The organism is Cupriavidus sp. TMH.W2 (assembly GCF_050847365.1).
GTDB lineage: Bacteria > Pseudomonadota > Gammaproteobacteria > Burkholderiales > Burkholderiaceae > Cupriavidus.
In genome coordinates this window covers 1758067-1770485 of the sequence record NZ_CP193793.1, presented here as the reverse complement: position 1 = coordinate 1770485, position 12419 = coordinate 1758067, and the positions used below count along the sequence as shown (strand labels likewise).

12 protein-coding genes are annotated in these 12419 nt (G+C 69.7%); 7 read left to right on the top strand and 5 right to left on the bottom strand.

Translation table 11 applies throughout. From position 1 onward, the window contains the following. Positions 1 to 131: 131 nt before the first annotated feature. Complete coding sequence (locus ACREYQ_RS25520) at positions 132 to 2366, bottom strand: cation:proton antiporter (protein WP_432260767.1); 2235 nt, start codon at positions 2364 to 2366, stop codon at positions 132 to 134. Next, positions 2363 to 3301, bottom strand: a complete 939-nt coding sequence (locus ACREYQ_RS25515; protein ID WP_432260766.1) for a LysR substrate-binding domain-containing protein — start codon at positions 3299 to 3301, stop codon at positions 2363 to 2365. Before ACREYQ_RS25515 ends, ACREYQ_RS25520 begins: the two co-directional genes overlap by 4 nt. Positions 3302 to 3372: 71 nt before the next feature. Here ACREYQ_RS25515 and ACREYQ_RS25510 point away from each other — a divergent pair, with 71 nt between their 5' ends. Beyond that, entirely contained in the window at positions 3373 to 3516 is a 144-nt protein-coding gene (locus ACREYQ_RS25510) for a hypothetical protein (protein WP_432262696.1), read from the top strand. After that, the gene (locus tag ACREYQ_RS25505; protein ID WP_432260765.1) at positions 3513 to 4376 is read left to right on the top strand and encodes a 3-keto-5-aminohexanoate cleavage protein; all 864 of its coding nucleotides are present in this window, start codon (positions 3513 to 3515) and stop codon (positions 4374 to 4376) included. The genes ACREYQ_RS25510 and ACREYQ_RS25505 overlap by 4 nt, the downstream gene beginning before the upstream one ends. 24 nt (positions 4377 to 4400) lie before the next feature. Here ACREYQ_RS25505 and ACREYQ_RS25500 read toward each other — a convergent pair whose 3' ends face one another. Continuing rightward, on the bottom strand, positions 4401 to 4676 hold the full coding sequence (locus tag ACREYQ_RS25500) for a hydroxyquinol 1,2-dioxygenase (RefSeq protein ID WP_432260764.1): 276 nt from the start codon (positions 4674 to 4676) through the stop codon (positions 4401 to 4403). A gap of 271 nt (positions 4677 to 4947) precedes the next feature. On the opposite strand from ACREYQ_RS25500, the gene ACREYQ_RS25495 reads away from it, so the two are divergent. After that, on the top strand, positions 4948 to 5274 hold the full coding sequence (locus tag ACREYQ_RS25495; RefSeq protein ID WP_432260763.1) for an H-NS family nucleoid-associated regulatory protein: 327 nt from the start codon (positions 4948 to 4950) through the stop codon (positions 5272 to 5274). 212 nt (positions 5275 to 5486) lie between these two features. Here the strand turns inward: ACREYQ_RS25495 and ACREYQ_RS25490 are convergent, their stop codons facing one another. Then, positions 5487 to 5936, bottom strand: a complete 450-nt coding sequence (locus ACREYQ_RS25490) for a hypothetical protein (RefSeq protein WP_432260762.1) — start codon at positions 5934 to 5936, stop codon at positions 5487 to 5489. A gap of 199 nt (positions 5937 to 6135) precedes the next feature. Between ACREYQ_RS25490 and ACREYQ_RS25485 the strand changes: the two genes are divergently transcribed. The 4 genes from ACREYQ_RS25485 to ACREYQ_RS25470 all read left to right on the top strand — a co-directional run bounded on the left by ACREYQ_RS25485 (position 6136) and on the right by ACREYQ_RS25470 (position 11314). After that, complete coding sequence (locus ACREYQ_RS25485; RefSeq protein ID WP_432260761.1) at positions 6136 to 6825, top strand: heavy metal response regulator transcription factor; 690 nt, start codon at positions 6136 to 6138, stop codon at positions 6823 to 6825. Beyond that, positions 6822 to 8273: a heavy metal sensor histidine kinase gene (locus ACREYQ_RS25480; protein WP_432260760.1), complete on the top strand. Its 1452-nt coding sequence runs from the start codon at positions 6822 to 6824 to the stop codon at positions 8271 to 8273. The genes ACREYQ_RS25485 and ACREYQ_RS25480 overlap by 4 nt, the downstream gene beginning before the upstream one ends. A 129-nt stretch (positions 8274 to 8402) precedes the next feature. Beyond that, positions 8403 to 8813 carry a VOC family protein gene (locus ACREYQ_RS25475; RefSeq protein WP_432260759.1) on the top strand — a complete coding sequence of 137 codons (411 nt, stop codon included), beginning with the start codon at positions 8403 to 8405 and terminating at the stop codon, positions 8811 to 8813. A 107-nt stretch (positions 8814 to 8920) separates the two neighbouring features. Next, complete coding sequence (locus tag ACREYQ_RS25470; protein ID WP_432260758.1) at positions 8921 to 11314, top strand: heavy metal translocating P-type ATPase; 2394 nt, start codon at positions 8921 to 8923, stop codon at positions 11312 to 11314. 195 nt (positions 11315 to 11509) lie between these two features. Here the strand turns inward: ACREYQ_RS25470 and ACREYQ_RS25465 are convergent, their stop codons facing one another. Further along, complete coding sequence (locus tag ACREYQ_RS25465) at positions 11510 to 12406, bottom strand: polysaccharide deacetylase family protein (protein ID WP_432260757.1); 897 nt, start codon at positions 12404 to 12406, stop codon at positions 11510 to 11512. Positions 12407 to 12419 lie beyond the last annotated feature (13 nt).

Genomic DNA, 12419 nt, shown 5'->3' with positions numbered 1-12419 from the left:
CCTGTCCTATCCCTTGCGCAGCACCCCCTGCCTACATTGAACTCAGCACCACCGCAAGGAGCGGACTCATGTCTTTCGCGCTATACATCATCGGCCTGCTGGTCCTGGTCGGCGGCATTGCCTGGGGCATGTCAACGGCCGGGCTCGCGTCCGTCTATATCGGCATCGCCTGCCTGATCGTGCTCGGTATCGGCATCATGGCGGCGGTCTCGCGGACCCGCACCAAGGACCCTTCCTGAAGTCTGCGGGCCCCATGCCGTGCCGGGTTCGCTCTTGTTTGTGACGCCGCGCAGCGGCGGGCGCACCAGGCTGGCCTGCCAGGCCTGCTGGATCACCTGGGCAATCTGCTTGAACGCCTCCTTGGAGATCACGGCCTCTTGGCGCATGGTCTCCAGCGACAGCCGGCCCTTGCGCAAGGCGAACAGCATCAGCAGCCGCCGTTCCAGCGCCACGGTGTAGTCGCCGAACTTGCCGCGCATTTCGGCCAGCCCCTCCTCGGCGGCCCTGGTTCGGTCTTCCAGCACGCCGTCGAGCACTGTCGCCATGCGCGCGCCAAATACCGGCGTGAGCATCGAGCGGTTGTAGCTGCGCAGCCGGTCCAGCACGGTCTGGCGGCAGATCAGCAGTTCGAAGCGGTCGGCCAGGGCGCGCGCCAGCGGCCGGTCGATCCCCAGCCGGCGGTGCAGGAACAGCGCCGCCTTGAAGCCGAGGTGATAGTCCAGGATATGCCGCGCGGCCCGGTTGTAGCCGATGCGGCCCTGTTCGCGCGCCGCGTCGATCATCTGCGAGGTGTTGCGCATCATCGCGTCGAGGTTGGCCACCGAGATCACGCCGTCGCCGTATTCGGGGATCAGTTCGCGTTCGCGCGTGGCCAGCGTGACCAGGCCGATGCTCAGGCGGTCGCGCTCGGACAGGGCCGTGTCAAAGTCGAATTCCGCCGAACCCAGTTCGATGCCGTGCCGGTACTTCTGCGCGGCTTCGCGCGCCGCGGCGGGGGGCAGGTCGAACGAGTCGGCCACGCGCGCGAGCATGGCTTCGACTTCCTCGGTGGAGAGCCGGATCGCCTGCTGCTGCAGCGCGCGTTCCTGCGGCGAGAGCTGGTCCAGGCCGAGCCGGTGGATCAGGCTGCGCAGCGTGGTGCCGTTGAGCAGCAGGCTGACCAGCACGAAGCCGGTGGCCAGGATGGCGACGAAATGGCGCGTTTCGTGAGGCAGGCTGGCGTTCTCGGCGATGCCCAGCGCCAGCACCAGCGTGACCGCTCCGCGCAGCCCGCCCCAGGCGATCGCCAGCTTGAAGGCGTTGTTGATGGGCGCGCTCAGCCGCAGCCAGGACAGCAGCGGCAGCAGGCCGAACAGCGTCACCAGGCGCGCTGCCAGGGCCGCGGCGACCAGGGTCAGCAGCAGCCAGGCATGATGCCTGGTCACGCCCGCCAGCATCGACGGCACGCGCACCGCGGCCAGCAGGAACACCACAGCCCCGGCGATGCCCGCGAACTGTTCCCAGATCATGCGCAGGTGGCGCCAGTTCGGCGGAGTCAGGCGCGTGGGGCCGAGCGCGCTGACCATCAGGCCCGCGCACACCACGGCGACCACGCCCGACACGCCCAGCAGTTGCTCGGCCAGCAGGTAGAGCGGGTAGGGCAGTGCCAGCGTCAGCGCGCTTTCGGCCATGGCCAGGCCGGCCAGGCGTGGCAGCAGGTCCGATACCAGGCGCCCGGCCAGCGCGCCGCACAGCATGCCGCCGATAAACGACCAGGCCAGCTCGCGCAGGCCCGCTGCCAGCGTGGCCTGCGCGCCGTGCCCGGTCAGCATGGCCACCAGCACGCCGACGATGGCGATGGCCGCGGCGTCGTTGAGCAGGCTTTCGCCTTCCACCAGCCGGATCAGCCGGGCCGGCGCGCCCACGTCGCGGAAGATCGCGATCACCGCGGCGGGGTCGGTGGTGGCGACCACCGCCCCCAGCAGCAGGCAGACCGCCAGTGGCATGCCGCTTGCCGCCTCCGTGGCCACGCCGATCACGCCGGTGGCCACCACCACGGCGACCACCGCCAGCAGCAGGATCGGCGCCGCATCCGGCAGCATGCTGCGCACGTCGGCGGTCAGCGCCGCATGGAACAGCAGCGGCGGCAGGAAGATCCACAGGTAGGCCTCGGGCGGCAGCGCGGGGTCGATCAGCGGATGCAGGAAGTGCCGGGCAAAGTCCGGGTGGGCGGCGTCGATGGCCACGTAGCCCGCGCCGATGGCGATGCCGATGGCCGACAGCAGGGTGGACTCGGGCAACACCAGCCGCGCGGCGGCCACCTGCACCACGGCGACGATGGCCAGCAGCACGCCGGCCAGGATCAGGATATCGACGATGATGCTCATGCGCCGGCCTCGGTGTCGGCGGTGGCGCGCACTGGCGGGCTCGCCAGCTGCATGCGCACCGCGGCGGCCAGTTCGGCAGCCGCCGGCGACAGGCTGCGGTTGCGCGAGGTCACCAGCCCGATCGAGCGCTCGGTGACCGGGTCAGTCAGCAGCCGCTCGACAATGCCCGGCTGGCGCACTGTGCCGGCGGCGATCTCCGGCAGGGCGGCCACGCCGAAGCCGCATTCGACCATGGCCGCGATGGTGGCCAGGCGTTCGGCCTCGAACACCGGCTGAAAGCGGATGCGGTTCTGCAGGAAGGCCCATTCGGCATACTGGCGCACGCTGCTCGGATGGGTCATCGACACGTGCGCAGCGCCGGCGGTATCCGCCCAGCGCAGCGGGCCGGCGCTGCGCGCCATCGGGTGCGCCGAGGGGATCAGCAGCACGAAGCGGTCCGACAGCAGCGGCTCATACTGCAAGTTCGCCTGCTGGGGGTCGGCGGCGGTCAGAGCAAAATCCACCTCGCCGGCGCGCACCAGGTCGAATGCCGGGCCGGACAGGGTGTCGAGCACCTTCAGCGCCACTTCCGGGCGCGCCTGGTGGTAGGCCATCAGCACGCGCGGCAGCATGCGCGCCGCCAGCGAGGGCAGTGCCGCCACGGCCACCTGGCCGCGCTCGGCGCTGGCAATGCCGGTCACGGCGTCGATGGCGCCGCGGAAGGCCGCCTGCAGCAGCGCGGCCTGCTGCATGAAGACCCGGCCGGCGGCGGTCAGCCGCACGCTGCGGGTGGTGCGGTCAAAGAGGCGCACGCCAAGGGATTCCTCGATGCGCAGGAGCTGGGTGGACAGGGCGGATTGCGACAGGTGCAGCTGGCTGGCGGCCTGGCGGAAGTTCAGTGTGCGGCCAAGCAACAGCGTGGTTTCGACGTCGCGCATTGACAGGTTGATCTTCATTTGCGGCTGGCGGCCGGCGCGCTGGCCGGCCCGAACATTACGATTGATCTGATTTATGGATCATTTTATCCATGGAATCGACTTCTTCAATCAAAGCAAGTTCACTACACTGCCGGGATTCCTGCGAATCATTGCCGCCGAGCGCGCGCTATGACCACCTGCTGCGCGCCGGCCTGGCGCTGATCGCGCCCGAACTGCCCGAGATCCAGCCATGACCCAGACTACCCCACAACGCGTGCCGCTGGCCGACTCGCCGCTGATCGTCACCGTGGCGCCCAACGGTGCCTACAAGCGTGCCAGCGATCATCCCGCGGTGCCGCTGACCGCGGCGGCGCTGGCCGCGGAAGCGCGCGCCTGCCGGGATGCCGGCGCGGCCATGATGCACATGCATGTGCGCGATGCCGAGGGCCGCCATTCGCTCGATGTGCAGACCTACCGCGAGGCGCTGGCGGCAGTGAAGGAGGCCGTCGGCCAAGCGCTGCTGGTGCAGGTCACCAGCGAGGCCGCAGGCCTCTACAAGGCTGCCGAGCAGATGGCGATGGTGCGCGCGCTGCGTCCCGAGGCGGTCTCGGTCGGCCTGCGTGAAGTGGCCGTGCCGGAGATCCCGGACAGCGAGCTGGCGGCGTTCTTTGCCTGGCTGGCGCGCGAGCGCGTGATGACGCAGGTGATCCTGTATGACGTGGCCGACGTGCAGCGCTGGCAGTCGATGCGCGCGCGCGGCATGGTGCCGCCGGGCGCGTGGTCGGTGCTGTTTGTGCTGGGGCGCTATTCGGCGGGGCAGGTGTCGTCGCCGCACGACCTGCTGCCGTTCCTGCAGGCCGCTGGCGATGCCGGCGACGCGCTGCCGTGGGCCATCTGCGCCTTCGGGCGCCAGGAAAATGCCTGCGTGACGGCGGCCGCCGCGTTCGGCGGCCATGTGCGGGTGGGCTTTGAGAACAACCTGCTGCTGCGCGACGGCAGCCGCGCGCCCGGCAACCACGCGCTGGTGGCGCAGGCGGTGCAGGGCGGGCTGACGCTGGGCCGGCCCATTGCGGATGCGGCCGATGCGCGCCGCATCTACGGCGAGGTGCGCTGAGGCACGGGGCCGGCCGGGCCGGCGTCAGGCACCATCGGTGAAGCTGTCGCGCGGGGCGTTGGGGTTGTGCGCGCCGTCGGTGAAGGGGTCGCGCGCGCCGGTCGCCGTGCGCGAGCCATCGGTGAAGGCGCTGCGGGTGCCGGTGGCGCTGTGGGAGCCGTCGGTGAACGGGCTGCGGGCGCTGGTGACGCTGCGCGCGCCGTCGCTGAAGGGATCGGCGCTGCGCGGCGCGGCTTGCGCGGCGCCGGCAACGCCGGCAATAAGGGCGGTGGCGACGAAGATTCGCCTGAGTGCTTGCATGGATCGCTGCTCCGTAAGAGTGCCGGCCCGGGATGGGCGGCGGTGTGGCAAGTCTAGGCAGCGCGCACCCACGCGAGCATGACCGGCACATGACATTGCCGTCATCCCGGCGCTGCGTCCTGGGCAAGCGCGCGGCAATTGCCCGCGCACGCAAGAGGGAGACGCTGGCGGGCGGACAAAAGCTGTAGAATCACGCCTGTCCGACCGGCCTGCGGTTCCATCGCCGGTTTTTCATTGCCCGCAGAAATGCAGCGGGCCTCTCACGAGAGTCATGTCCGAGTCTGATTCAGCCAAACTCGCTGCGGTGGCGTGGATCCGCGAGCAAATGGACCGTCATGCCCTGACGATCGACGATCTCGTCGCCGCCGGATGCTTCGACACGGTTTCCACTGCTGCGGTGCAGCCTGCGCAAGCCGATGTCGCGCCCTCTGCCGGGGCCGAAGTTGCCCGCGCTGTTGCCCCAAATGCCGCTGCGGGCGCCCGCCCGCTCTATCGCAATGCCCTTGGCCAGAGCTGGGACGGCCAGGGCGAGTATCCCGACTGGCTGCAACGCGCCGTCAACGCCGGGCAGTCGATCGAATTCTTCCGCGTCGGATAAAGCGCGCCTGGTAATGGCGCCTTGAATCCTAATGCCGGTCACTTAGTGACTGTCGTTCCCGCGCAGGCGGGAACCCAGTGACTTCTGCCCCAAAGGGGACGTGCAAGACGCTGGATGCCCGCCTGCGCGGGAATGACGGTAGCATTTGATACCTTAACTGAACGGCATTTCGCCTTGAATCCGCGCTTAACGCGCTCGGGCTGAAGGCTCGCTCAGCAGCGCGCCGGCAGCAGCCGTACGACGGGCAGCAGCGGCAGGATGCCGGTGAACGCCGCCGGCGTCGCCATGGGCGCCGCGTGCGCCCAGTGCGCGAACACCTCCTCCGGCAGTTCCTGCAGCGCCCCGGTGACGGCAGGCTGCGCTTCCTGCGGCGTGGCGACCGCGCCGGTGGCCTGCGGCGCATTGGCGTCGTGCAGGTGCAGCGGCTCCCCGCTGCCGCCGGGCTCGGCCATCACCTGCACCGCGCTGGCGCGGCAGGTCCCCTGGCCGGCGCCATCGAGCGCCGCTTCCGCTTCCAGCTTGGCCGCCACATGCCGCTCCGGCAGCGACAGGCCGGCCGCCTGCACCGCGCTGCACACCGTGGTCACTGCCGCCGCGGCGCCGGAGGCGGGCAACGCAAGCATGGCAAGGGACAGCAACAGGCAGTTCGGCAAGCGTTTCATCAGGGGGAACAGGCAGAATGGGGGCAATGCGGGCGCGCACCAACGGCGGCGCCCGGGAGTGAGCGCGCATTTTACCGGGGTTTGCCCCTGTCATGATCCGGCACGGTGATGACATTTCTGCAATCTTTGCCCATTTGCCGTCATCCTCGGCTAGCGTTACGCCATGGCGGTGCTGGTGCCGCCGGAAAGTGACTGAATCATGCGTATCCTGATTGTCGAGGACGAACCCAAGGCAGGCGACTACCTGCACAAGGGCCTGACCGAATCCGGCTTCGTGGTGGACCTGGCGCGCGACGGCGCGGACGGCCTGGCCCATGCGCGCGAGCATCCCTATGACCTGATCGTGCTGGACGTGATGCTGCCGGGCCTGGACGGCTGGCAGGTGCTGCGCGAGCTGCGCCGCGAGCGCGACACCCCGGTGCTGTTCCTGACCGCGCGCGACGAACTGTCGGACCGCCTCAAGGGCCTGGAGCTCGGCGCCGACGACTACATGGTCAAGCCCTTCGCCTTTGCCGAGCTGGTGCTGCGCATCCGCACCATCCTGCGGCGCGGCCCATTGCGCGAGAGCGAGTTCATTGAAGTGGCCGACCTGCAGATCGACGCCATCCGCCGCCGCGTGGCGCGCGCCGGCCAGAAGATCGACCTGACCTCCAAGGAGTTTGCGCTGCTGTACCTGCTGGCGCGCCGGCGCGGCGAGGTGCTGTCGCGCTCGCTGATCGCCTCGCAGGTGTGGGATGTCAATTTCGACAGCAACACCAATGTGGTCGATGTGTCAATCCGGCGCCTGCGCGCCAAGGTCGATGACCCGTTTCCGCGCAAGCTGATCCATACGCGCCGCGGCATGGGCTACGTGCTGGACGACGGCGAGGACAGGGTGCGCGACGCATGATGCGGCTGCCATCTTCGCTCACCACGCGGCTGGCGCTGGCGTACGGGCTGGCCACTGCGGCGATCCTGGCCGGCGTGGCTGCCTACCTGTCGAGCGCGCTGTCGACCCAGCTCGAAGGGCGCGATGAAAGCGAGCTGGTCGGCGAGGTGCTGCTGGTGCGCCACCTGTTGCGCGAAGTGCGCAGCGAGGCCGAGATCCGCGCCGATACGCATCGTTTTGCCGATATCGCGATGGGCCACGAGGGCCTGATCCTGGTGGTGCGCACGCGCCAGGGCGAGCCGCTGGTCACGCTCAATCCGCGCAACGAGACCGTGCCGCCGCTGCGGGTCTTGCCCGCCACCGCCCAGCCAGAGAAACGCCTGCTGCAGACTTGGCGTCCGAAGAACGGCGTGCCTTCGCGGGGGATTGCCGCGCTGGGCCAGCTGGGCGACTCGGACAAGGCGGTGGAGATCGTGGTGCTGCGCGATGCGGGCTATCGCGTGGCGCTGGTCCGCGAGTACCGGCACCAGGTGCTGTGGGCCACGCTGTGCGGCGCGGCGGTGGCCGCGGGGCTGGGCTTTGTGCTGGCGCGCCGCGCGCTGCGGCCGCTGCGGCGCATGGCGGCCGATGCCGCCGCGGTCACCACCAGCCGCCTCGCCACGCGGCTCGACGTGGGCCGCGCGCCGGCCGAACTGCGCGAGCTGGCGGGGGCGCTCAACGACATGCTGGCGCGGCTGCAGGACAGCTTTTCGCGGCTCTCGGAATTCTCGGCCGACCTGGCCCACGACTTCCGCACGCCGATCAGCAACCTGATCGGCCAGACCCAGGTCACGCTGGCGCAAAGCCGCGCGACGGCCGAGTATGAAGCGCTGCTTGAATCCAACCTGGAAGAGTACGAGCGCCTCGCGCGCATGATCGAAAACATGCTGTTCCTGGCGCGCGCCGACCATGCACAGGTGGCGCTGGACGTGCGTACGCTGGACGCGCGCGAAGAACTGGACAAGATGGCCGAGTACTTCGAGGCCGTGGCGGCTGACCGCGAGGTCACGCTGACGGTCATCGGCTCGGCGCCGGTGCAGGCCGACCAGACGCTGCTGCGGCGCGCGGTCACCAACCTGCTGGACAACGCGCTGCGGCATGCTCCGGCGGGCAGCCTGGTGCAGGTCGGCGTCGGAGGCGCGCCGGCCGTGGGCGGCGCCTGCACAAGCATCCGCGTGAGCAACGCCGGGCCGGCGATTGCGCCGGAGACGCTGCCGCACATCTTCGGGCGCTTCTACCGGGCCGATCCGTCGCGGCGCAATTCGGCGGCGTCGACGGGGCTGGGGCTGGCCATCGTCGACTCCATCATGCGGCTGCACGGCGGCAGCGTGACGGTTCGCAGCACCGAAGGCATGACCGTGTTCACGCTGAAGTTCCCCGCCGGGGCGAGCGTGGCCCCTGCGGTGCCATCCGCCGCCAGCGTTGCCTGAGCCCGTCCGGTCACTTGCGCGCGCCTGGCACGCGCGCATAATGGCGCGCGTGCCGGCCGCGCCCGTACCCGGGCGTCCGGCCATCTGCCATGCAATGCAACCCGATGGACAACCCACGAGGAGAGCGACATGCAAGTGCAACCCTATCTGGATTTCGGCGGCCGCTTCGATGAAGCCATGGCCTTCTACGGCAAGGTGCTGGGCGCGCAGGTCACGTTTGCCATGCGTTACAAGGATGCGCCGCAGGGCCAGGGCATGGAGGTTCCCGATGACTGGAAGGACAAGGTGATGCACGCCAATATCCAGTTCGGCGAGAACCAGGTGATGGCATCCGACGGCCGGCGCGGCGAGCGTCCGGCGTTCAGCGGCTTCAGCCTGTCGGTGGGCGCGGTCGGCAAGGACGAAGGCCAGCGCATCTTCAATGGCCTGAGCGAAGGCGGCCAGGTCGTGGTGCCATACCAGAAGACCTTCTGGGCCGAAGGCTTCGGCATGCTGGTGGACCGCTTCGGCATGTCGTGGATGGTCAACTGCGAGCATTGACCCGCCGGTGCGGCATGGCAGACGCATGGTGCTGCCATGCCGCTTGACTCTGTAGCCGCTACAGGGTCTTCAATGTCATCAGGTCAAATCAGCGGGAACAACAAGACATGGCTCGCACGTCACCGGAAGATGCTCTTCCTCCCGATCACGCCGCCCGGGCGCACGATGGCGCCGGCCAAGGGCATGGCGGTCACGATCACGCACATCACCATCACGGCCACGGCCATGACCAACACCATGGGCATGACCATGCCGACGCACCGGCCGCATCCCACGCGCCGGCGGCTGATGCCTGTTGCGGCGGCGGCTGCTCGTCCACCATTGCGCTGGCGCCCGCGGCACCGGTCGACATCCCTGCGGGGGCCAGCACCGCCGTGTGGCGCATCGACGCGATGGACTGCCCGACCGAGGAAACGCTGATCCGCAACAAGCTGGGCGGCATGGCGGGCGTGGCCGCGCTGGAATTCAACCTGATCCAGCGGGTGCTGACGGTGCACCACACGCTGCCGTCGCCGCGGCCGCTGGCCAGGGCGATCGAAAGCCTGGGCATGCAGCCGGTGCCGCTGAGCCCCGAGGCCGCGCAGCAAGTCGTGCCGGAAACCGCCGCGCGCAAGCCCTGGTGGCCGCTCGCGCTGGCCGGCGTGGTCGCGGCAGGGGCAGAAGCAGCGGAATGGCTGGGCCTCGGGCTGCCGTGGCTGCCCGCCGTGCTGGCGCTGGCGGCGGTGGCGCTGGGTGGCCTGACCACCTACCGCAAGGGCTGGATCGCGCTGCGCAACGGCAACCTGAATATCAACGCGTTGATGAGCATCGCCGTCACCGGTGCGCTGCTGCTGCGCGAGTGGCCCGAAGCGGCGATGGTGATGGTGCTGTTCGCACTGGCCGAGCGCATCGAGGCGGCGTCGCTGGACCGCGCGCGCAATGCCATCCGGGGCCTGATGGCGATGGCGCCGGAACAGGCCACGGTGCGGCGTGCCGATGGCAGCTGGGAGGCCGTGCCCGCCGCCGGCGTTGCCGTGGGCACGCTGGTGCGGCTGCGGCCAGGCGAGCGCGTCGCGCTCGACGGCAAGGTCGTGCGCGGCCAGTCCGCGCTGGATCAGGCCCCCATCACCGGCGAAAGCGTGCCAGTCGACAAGGCCGAAGGCGATGCGCTCTACGCGGGCTCGATCAACCAGTCAGGCGAACTTGAATACACTGTGACCGCACCCGCCAGCGATTCGACGCTGGCGCGCATCATCCACGCCGTGGAAGCCGCGCAAGGCAGCCGCGCCCCCACGCAGCGCTTTGTCGACCAGTTCGCGCGCATCTATACGCCCACGGTGTTTGCGATGGCCCTGGCGGTTGCGGTGGTGCCGCCGCTGCTGACCGGCGGCGGCTGGGTCGGCTGGATCTACAAGGCGCTGGTGCTGCTCGTGATCGCCTGCCCGTGCGCGCTGGTGATCTCCACGCCGGTGACCATTGTCAGCGGCCTGGCCGAGGCCGCGCGGCGCGGCATCCTGGTCAAGGGCGGGGTGTACCTGGAGCAGGGCCGGCAACTGGCCTGGGTGGCGCTGGACAAGACCGGCACCATCACGCATGGCAAGCCGGCGCAGACCGACCATGCGCTGCTGGCCGACGATGCACCGCACGCGCGCGCCATTGCCGCCAGCCTGGCGGCGCGCTCGGACCATCCGGTCTCGCGCGCGGTGGCCACGGCGGCTGTCGCCGACGGCATCGCCACGCTGCCGGTGGATGCGTTCGAGGCCCTGGCGGGCCGCGGCACGCGCGGCACGGTGCAGGGCGTGGAATACCGCCTGGGCAACCATCGCCTGGTGCACGAGATGGGCGCCTGCTCGCCGGCACTGGAAGCGCGCCTCGAAGCGCTCGAGCGCGAAGGCAAGACCGTGGTGCTGCTGGCACGCGTGGACAGCAAGGGCGCGGCCACTGCGCTGGCGCTGTTTGCCGTGGCCGACACCGTGCGCGAAACCAGCCGGCTGGCCATTGCCGAGCTGCATGAACTTGGCGTGAAGACGCTGATGCTGTCGGGCGATAACCCGCACACGGTGCAGGCCATCGCCGCGCAGGTCAGCATCGACGAGGCCCGCGGCAACCAGCTGCCGCAAGACAAGGCCGACGCGATCGCGGCATTGTCCGACGCCGCCCATGCGCGCGGCGGCCGCATCGGCATGGTGGGCGACGGCATCAACGATGCGCCGGCGCTGGCGCGTGCCGATGTCGGCTTCGCCATGGGCGCCGCCGGCACCGATACCGCCATCGAAACCGCCGACGTGGCGCTGATGGACGACGACCTGCGCAAGATCCCGGCCTTTGTGCGGCTGTCGCGCCGCACCTCCGGCATCCTCAAGCAGAATATCGCGCTGGCGCTAGGCATCAAGGCCGTGTTCCTGGTGCTGACGGTGCTGGGGATGGGAACGATGTGGATGGCGGTGTTCGCCGATATGGGCGCGAGCCTGCTGGTGGTGTTCAACGGGCTGCGGGTGGGGGCCGGGCGGCGCGGGGGGTAGGCTACCGTGTCACGAAACCCGCTCGGTTTGCTCCCCTCTCCCGCCTGCGGGAGAGGGGCCGGGGGAGAGGGCAGGCACTGGCAGACCGACACGCCTTACTTCGTCGATACTCCGGCCCTCTCCCCAACCCTCTCCCGCAAGCGGGAGAGGGAGCCCCCCGTCGGCAATCTGGAAACTCAGCAGTCGGAACTACCGTCAGCCCTGCGGCTGCACGATCAACTCGCCACTGCGACCCGGGATCTCTCCCCACGTCACCGGCAACTCCGGCAGTCCCTGCCGGTCCAGCCCGCGATACCACGTCGCCATCGATACCAGCTCGTGCCCTTGCGCACGCCAGCCCGCCAGCAGCCGTTCAAACACCGGCGCCAGCTTGCCGCCTTCCAGCTCGGTGTGCAGCGTGAACACATGGTCACGCGTGCCCTCGGTCAGCTTCAGCAGCGCGGTGTGGACGTTGTCCTCGGTCAGGTCGTCGGTGCCGATCAGTTCGTCCAGCGTCGGCAGCGTGGTCGGCATCTGCACGTGACGGCAGGCAATGCCATCGATGGTGGGGATATAGGGTGCAGTGCCGCGCCCGTCGGACGCATAGGCCATGCCCCAGTCATCGATCTGCCGGAACGCGTCTTCATTCATCTGCCAGCCGGCGGCGCCATGCGTAGCGGGCGCTTCGCCGAAGATCTCGCGGTAGCGCGCGAAGGCCTGCTGCATCTGCCGGCGCGTCCAAGCGGCATCGCGCTCGCGCACGTTGTCCTGCCAGTAGACGTGGTCCCAGGTGTGGATGCCGCACTCATGGCCGGCCGCGCGCGCCGTGCGCATCGCGGCGGCGCCCTTGCGGCCGATATCCGGCCCCGGCAGCAGCACGCCATACATCAGCGTGCGCAAACCATAGTTGGACACCACCGAGGTGCGCGACACCTTCTTCAGGAAGCCAGGCCGGAACACGCGCCGCAGCGCCCAGCCGGTATGGTCGGGCCCCAGGCTGAACAGGAAGGTGGCCTGTGCCTGCGCGGCGGCCAGCATCGACAGCAGCTTCGGCACGCCTTCGCGCGTGCCGCGCAGCGTGTCGACGTCGACCTTCAGGGCAATGCGTGCCATCTGCGGTGCGCGC

Excerpts from the sequence above, each read along its gene's own strand:
- ACREYQ_RS25515 (WP_432260766.1), bottom strand. The coding sequence starts at position 3,301 with ATGAAGATCAACCTGTCAATGCGCGACGTCGAAACCACGCTGTTGCTT.
- ACREYQ_RS25470 (WP_432260758.1), top strand. The coding sequence starts at position 8,921 with ATGGCTCGCACGTCACCGGAAGATGCTCTTCCTCCCGATCACGCCGCC.
- ACREYQ_RS25485 (WP_432260761.1), top strand. The coding sequence starts at position 6,136 with ATGCGTATCCTGATTGTCGAGGACGAACCCAAGGCAGGCGACTACCTG.
- ACREYQ_RS25520 (WP_432260767.1), bottom strand. The coding sequence starts at position 2,366 with ATGAGCATCATCGTCGATATCCTGATCCTGGCCGGCGTGCTGCTGGCC.
- ACREYQ_RS25505 (WP_432260765.1), top strand. The coding sequence starts at position 3,513 with ATGACCCAGACTACCCCACAACGCGTGCCGCTGGCCGACTCGCCGCTG.
- ACREYQ_RS25465 (WP_432260757.1), bottom strand. The coding sequence starts at position 12,406 with ATGGCACGCATTGCCCTGAAGGTCGACGTCGACACGCTGCGCGGCACG.
- ACREYQ_RS25490 (WP_432260762.1), bottom strand. The coding sequence starts at position 5,936 with ATGAAACGCTTGCCGAACTGCCTGTTGCTGTCCCTTGCCATGCTTGCG.
- ACREYQ_RS25510 (WP_432262696.1), top strand. The coding sequence starts at position 3,373 with ATGGAATCGACTTCTTCAATCAAAGCAAGTTCACTACACTGCCGGGAT.
- ACREYQ_RS25475 (WP_432260759.1), top strand. The coding sequence starts at position 8,403 with ATGCAAGTGCAACCCTATCTGGATTTCGGCGGCCGCTTCGATGAAGCC.
- ACREYQ_RS25500 (WP_432260764.1), bottom strand. The coding sequence starts at position 4,676 with ATGCAAGCACTCAGGCGAATCTTCGTCGCCACCGCCCTTATTGCCGGC.
- ACREYQ_RS25495 (WP_432260763.1), top strand. The coding sequence starts at position 4,948 with ATGTCCGAGTCTGATTCAGCCAAACTCGCTGCGGTGGCGTGGATCCGC.
- ACREYQ_RS25480 (WP_432260760.1), top strand. The coding sequence starts at position 6,822 with ATGATGCGGCTGCCATCTTCGCTCACCACGCGGCTGGCGCTGGCGTAC.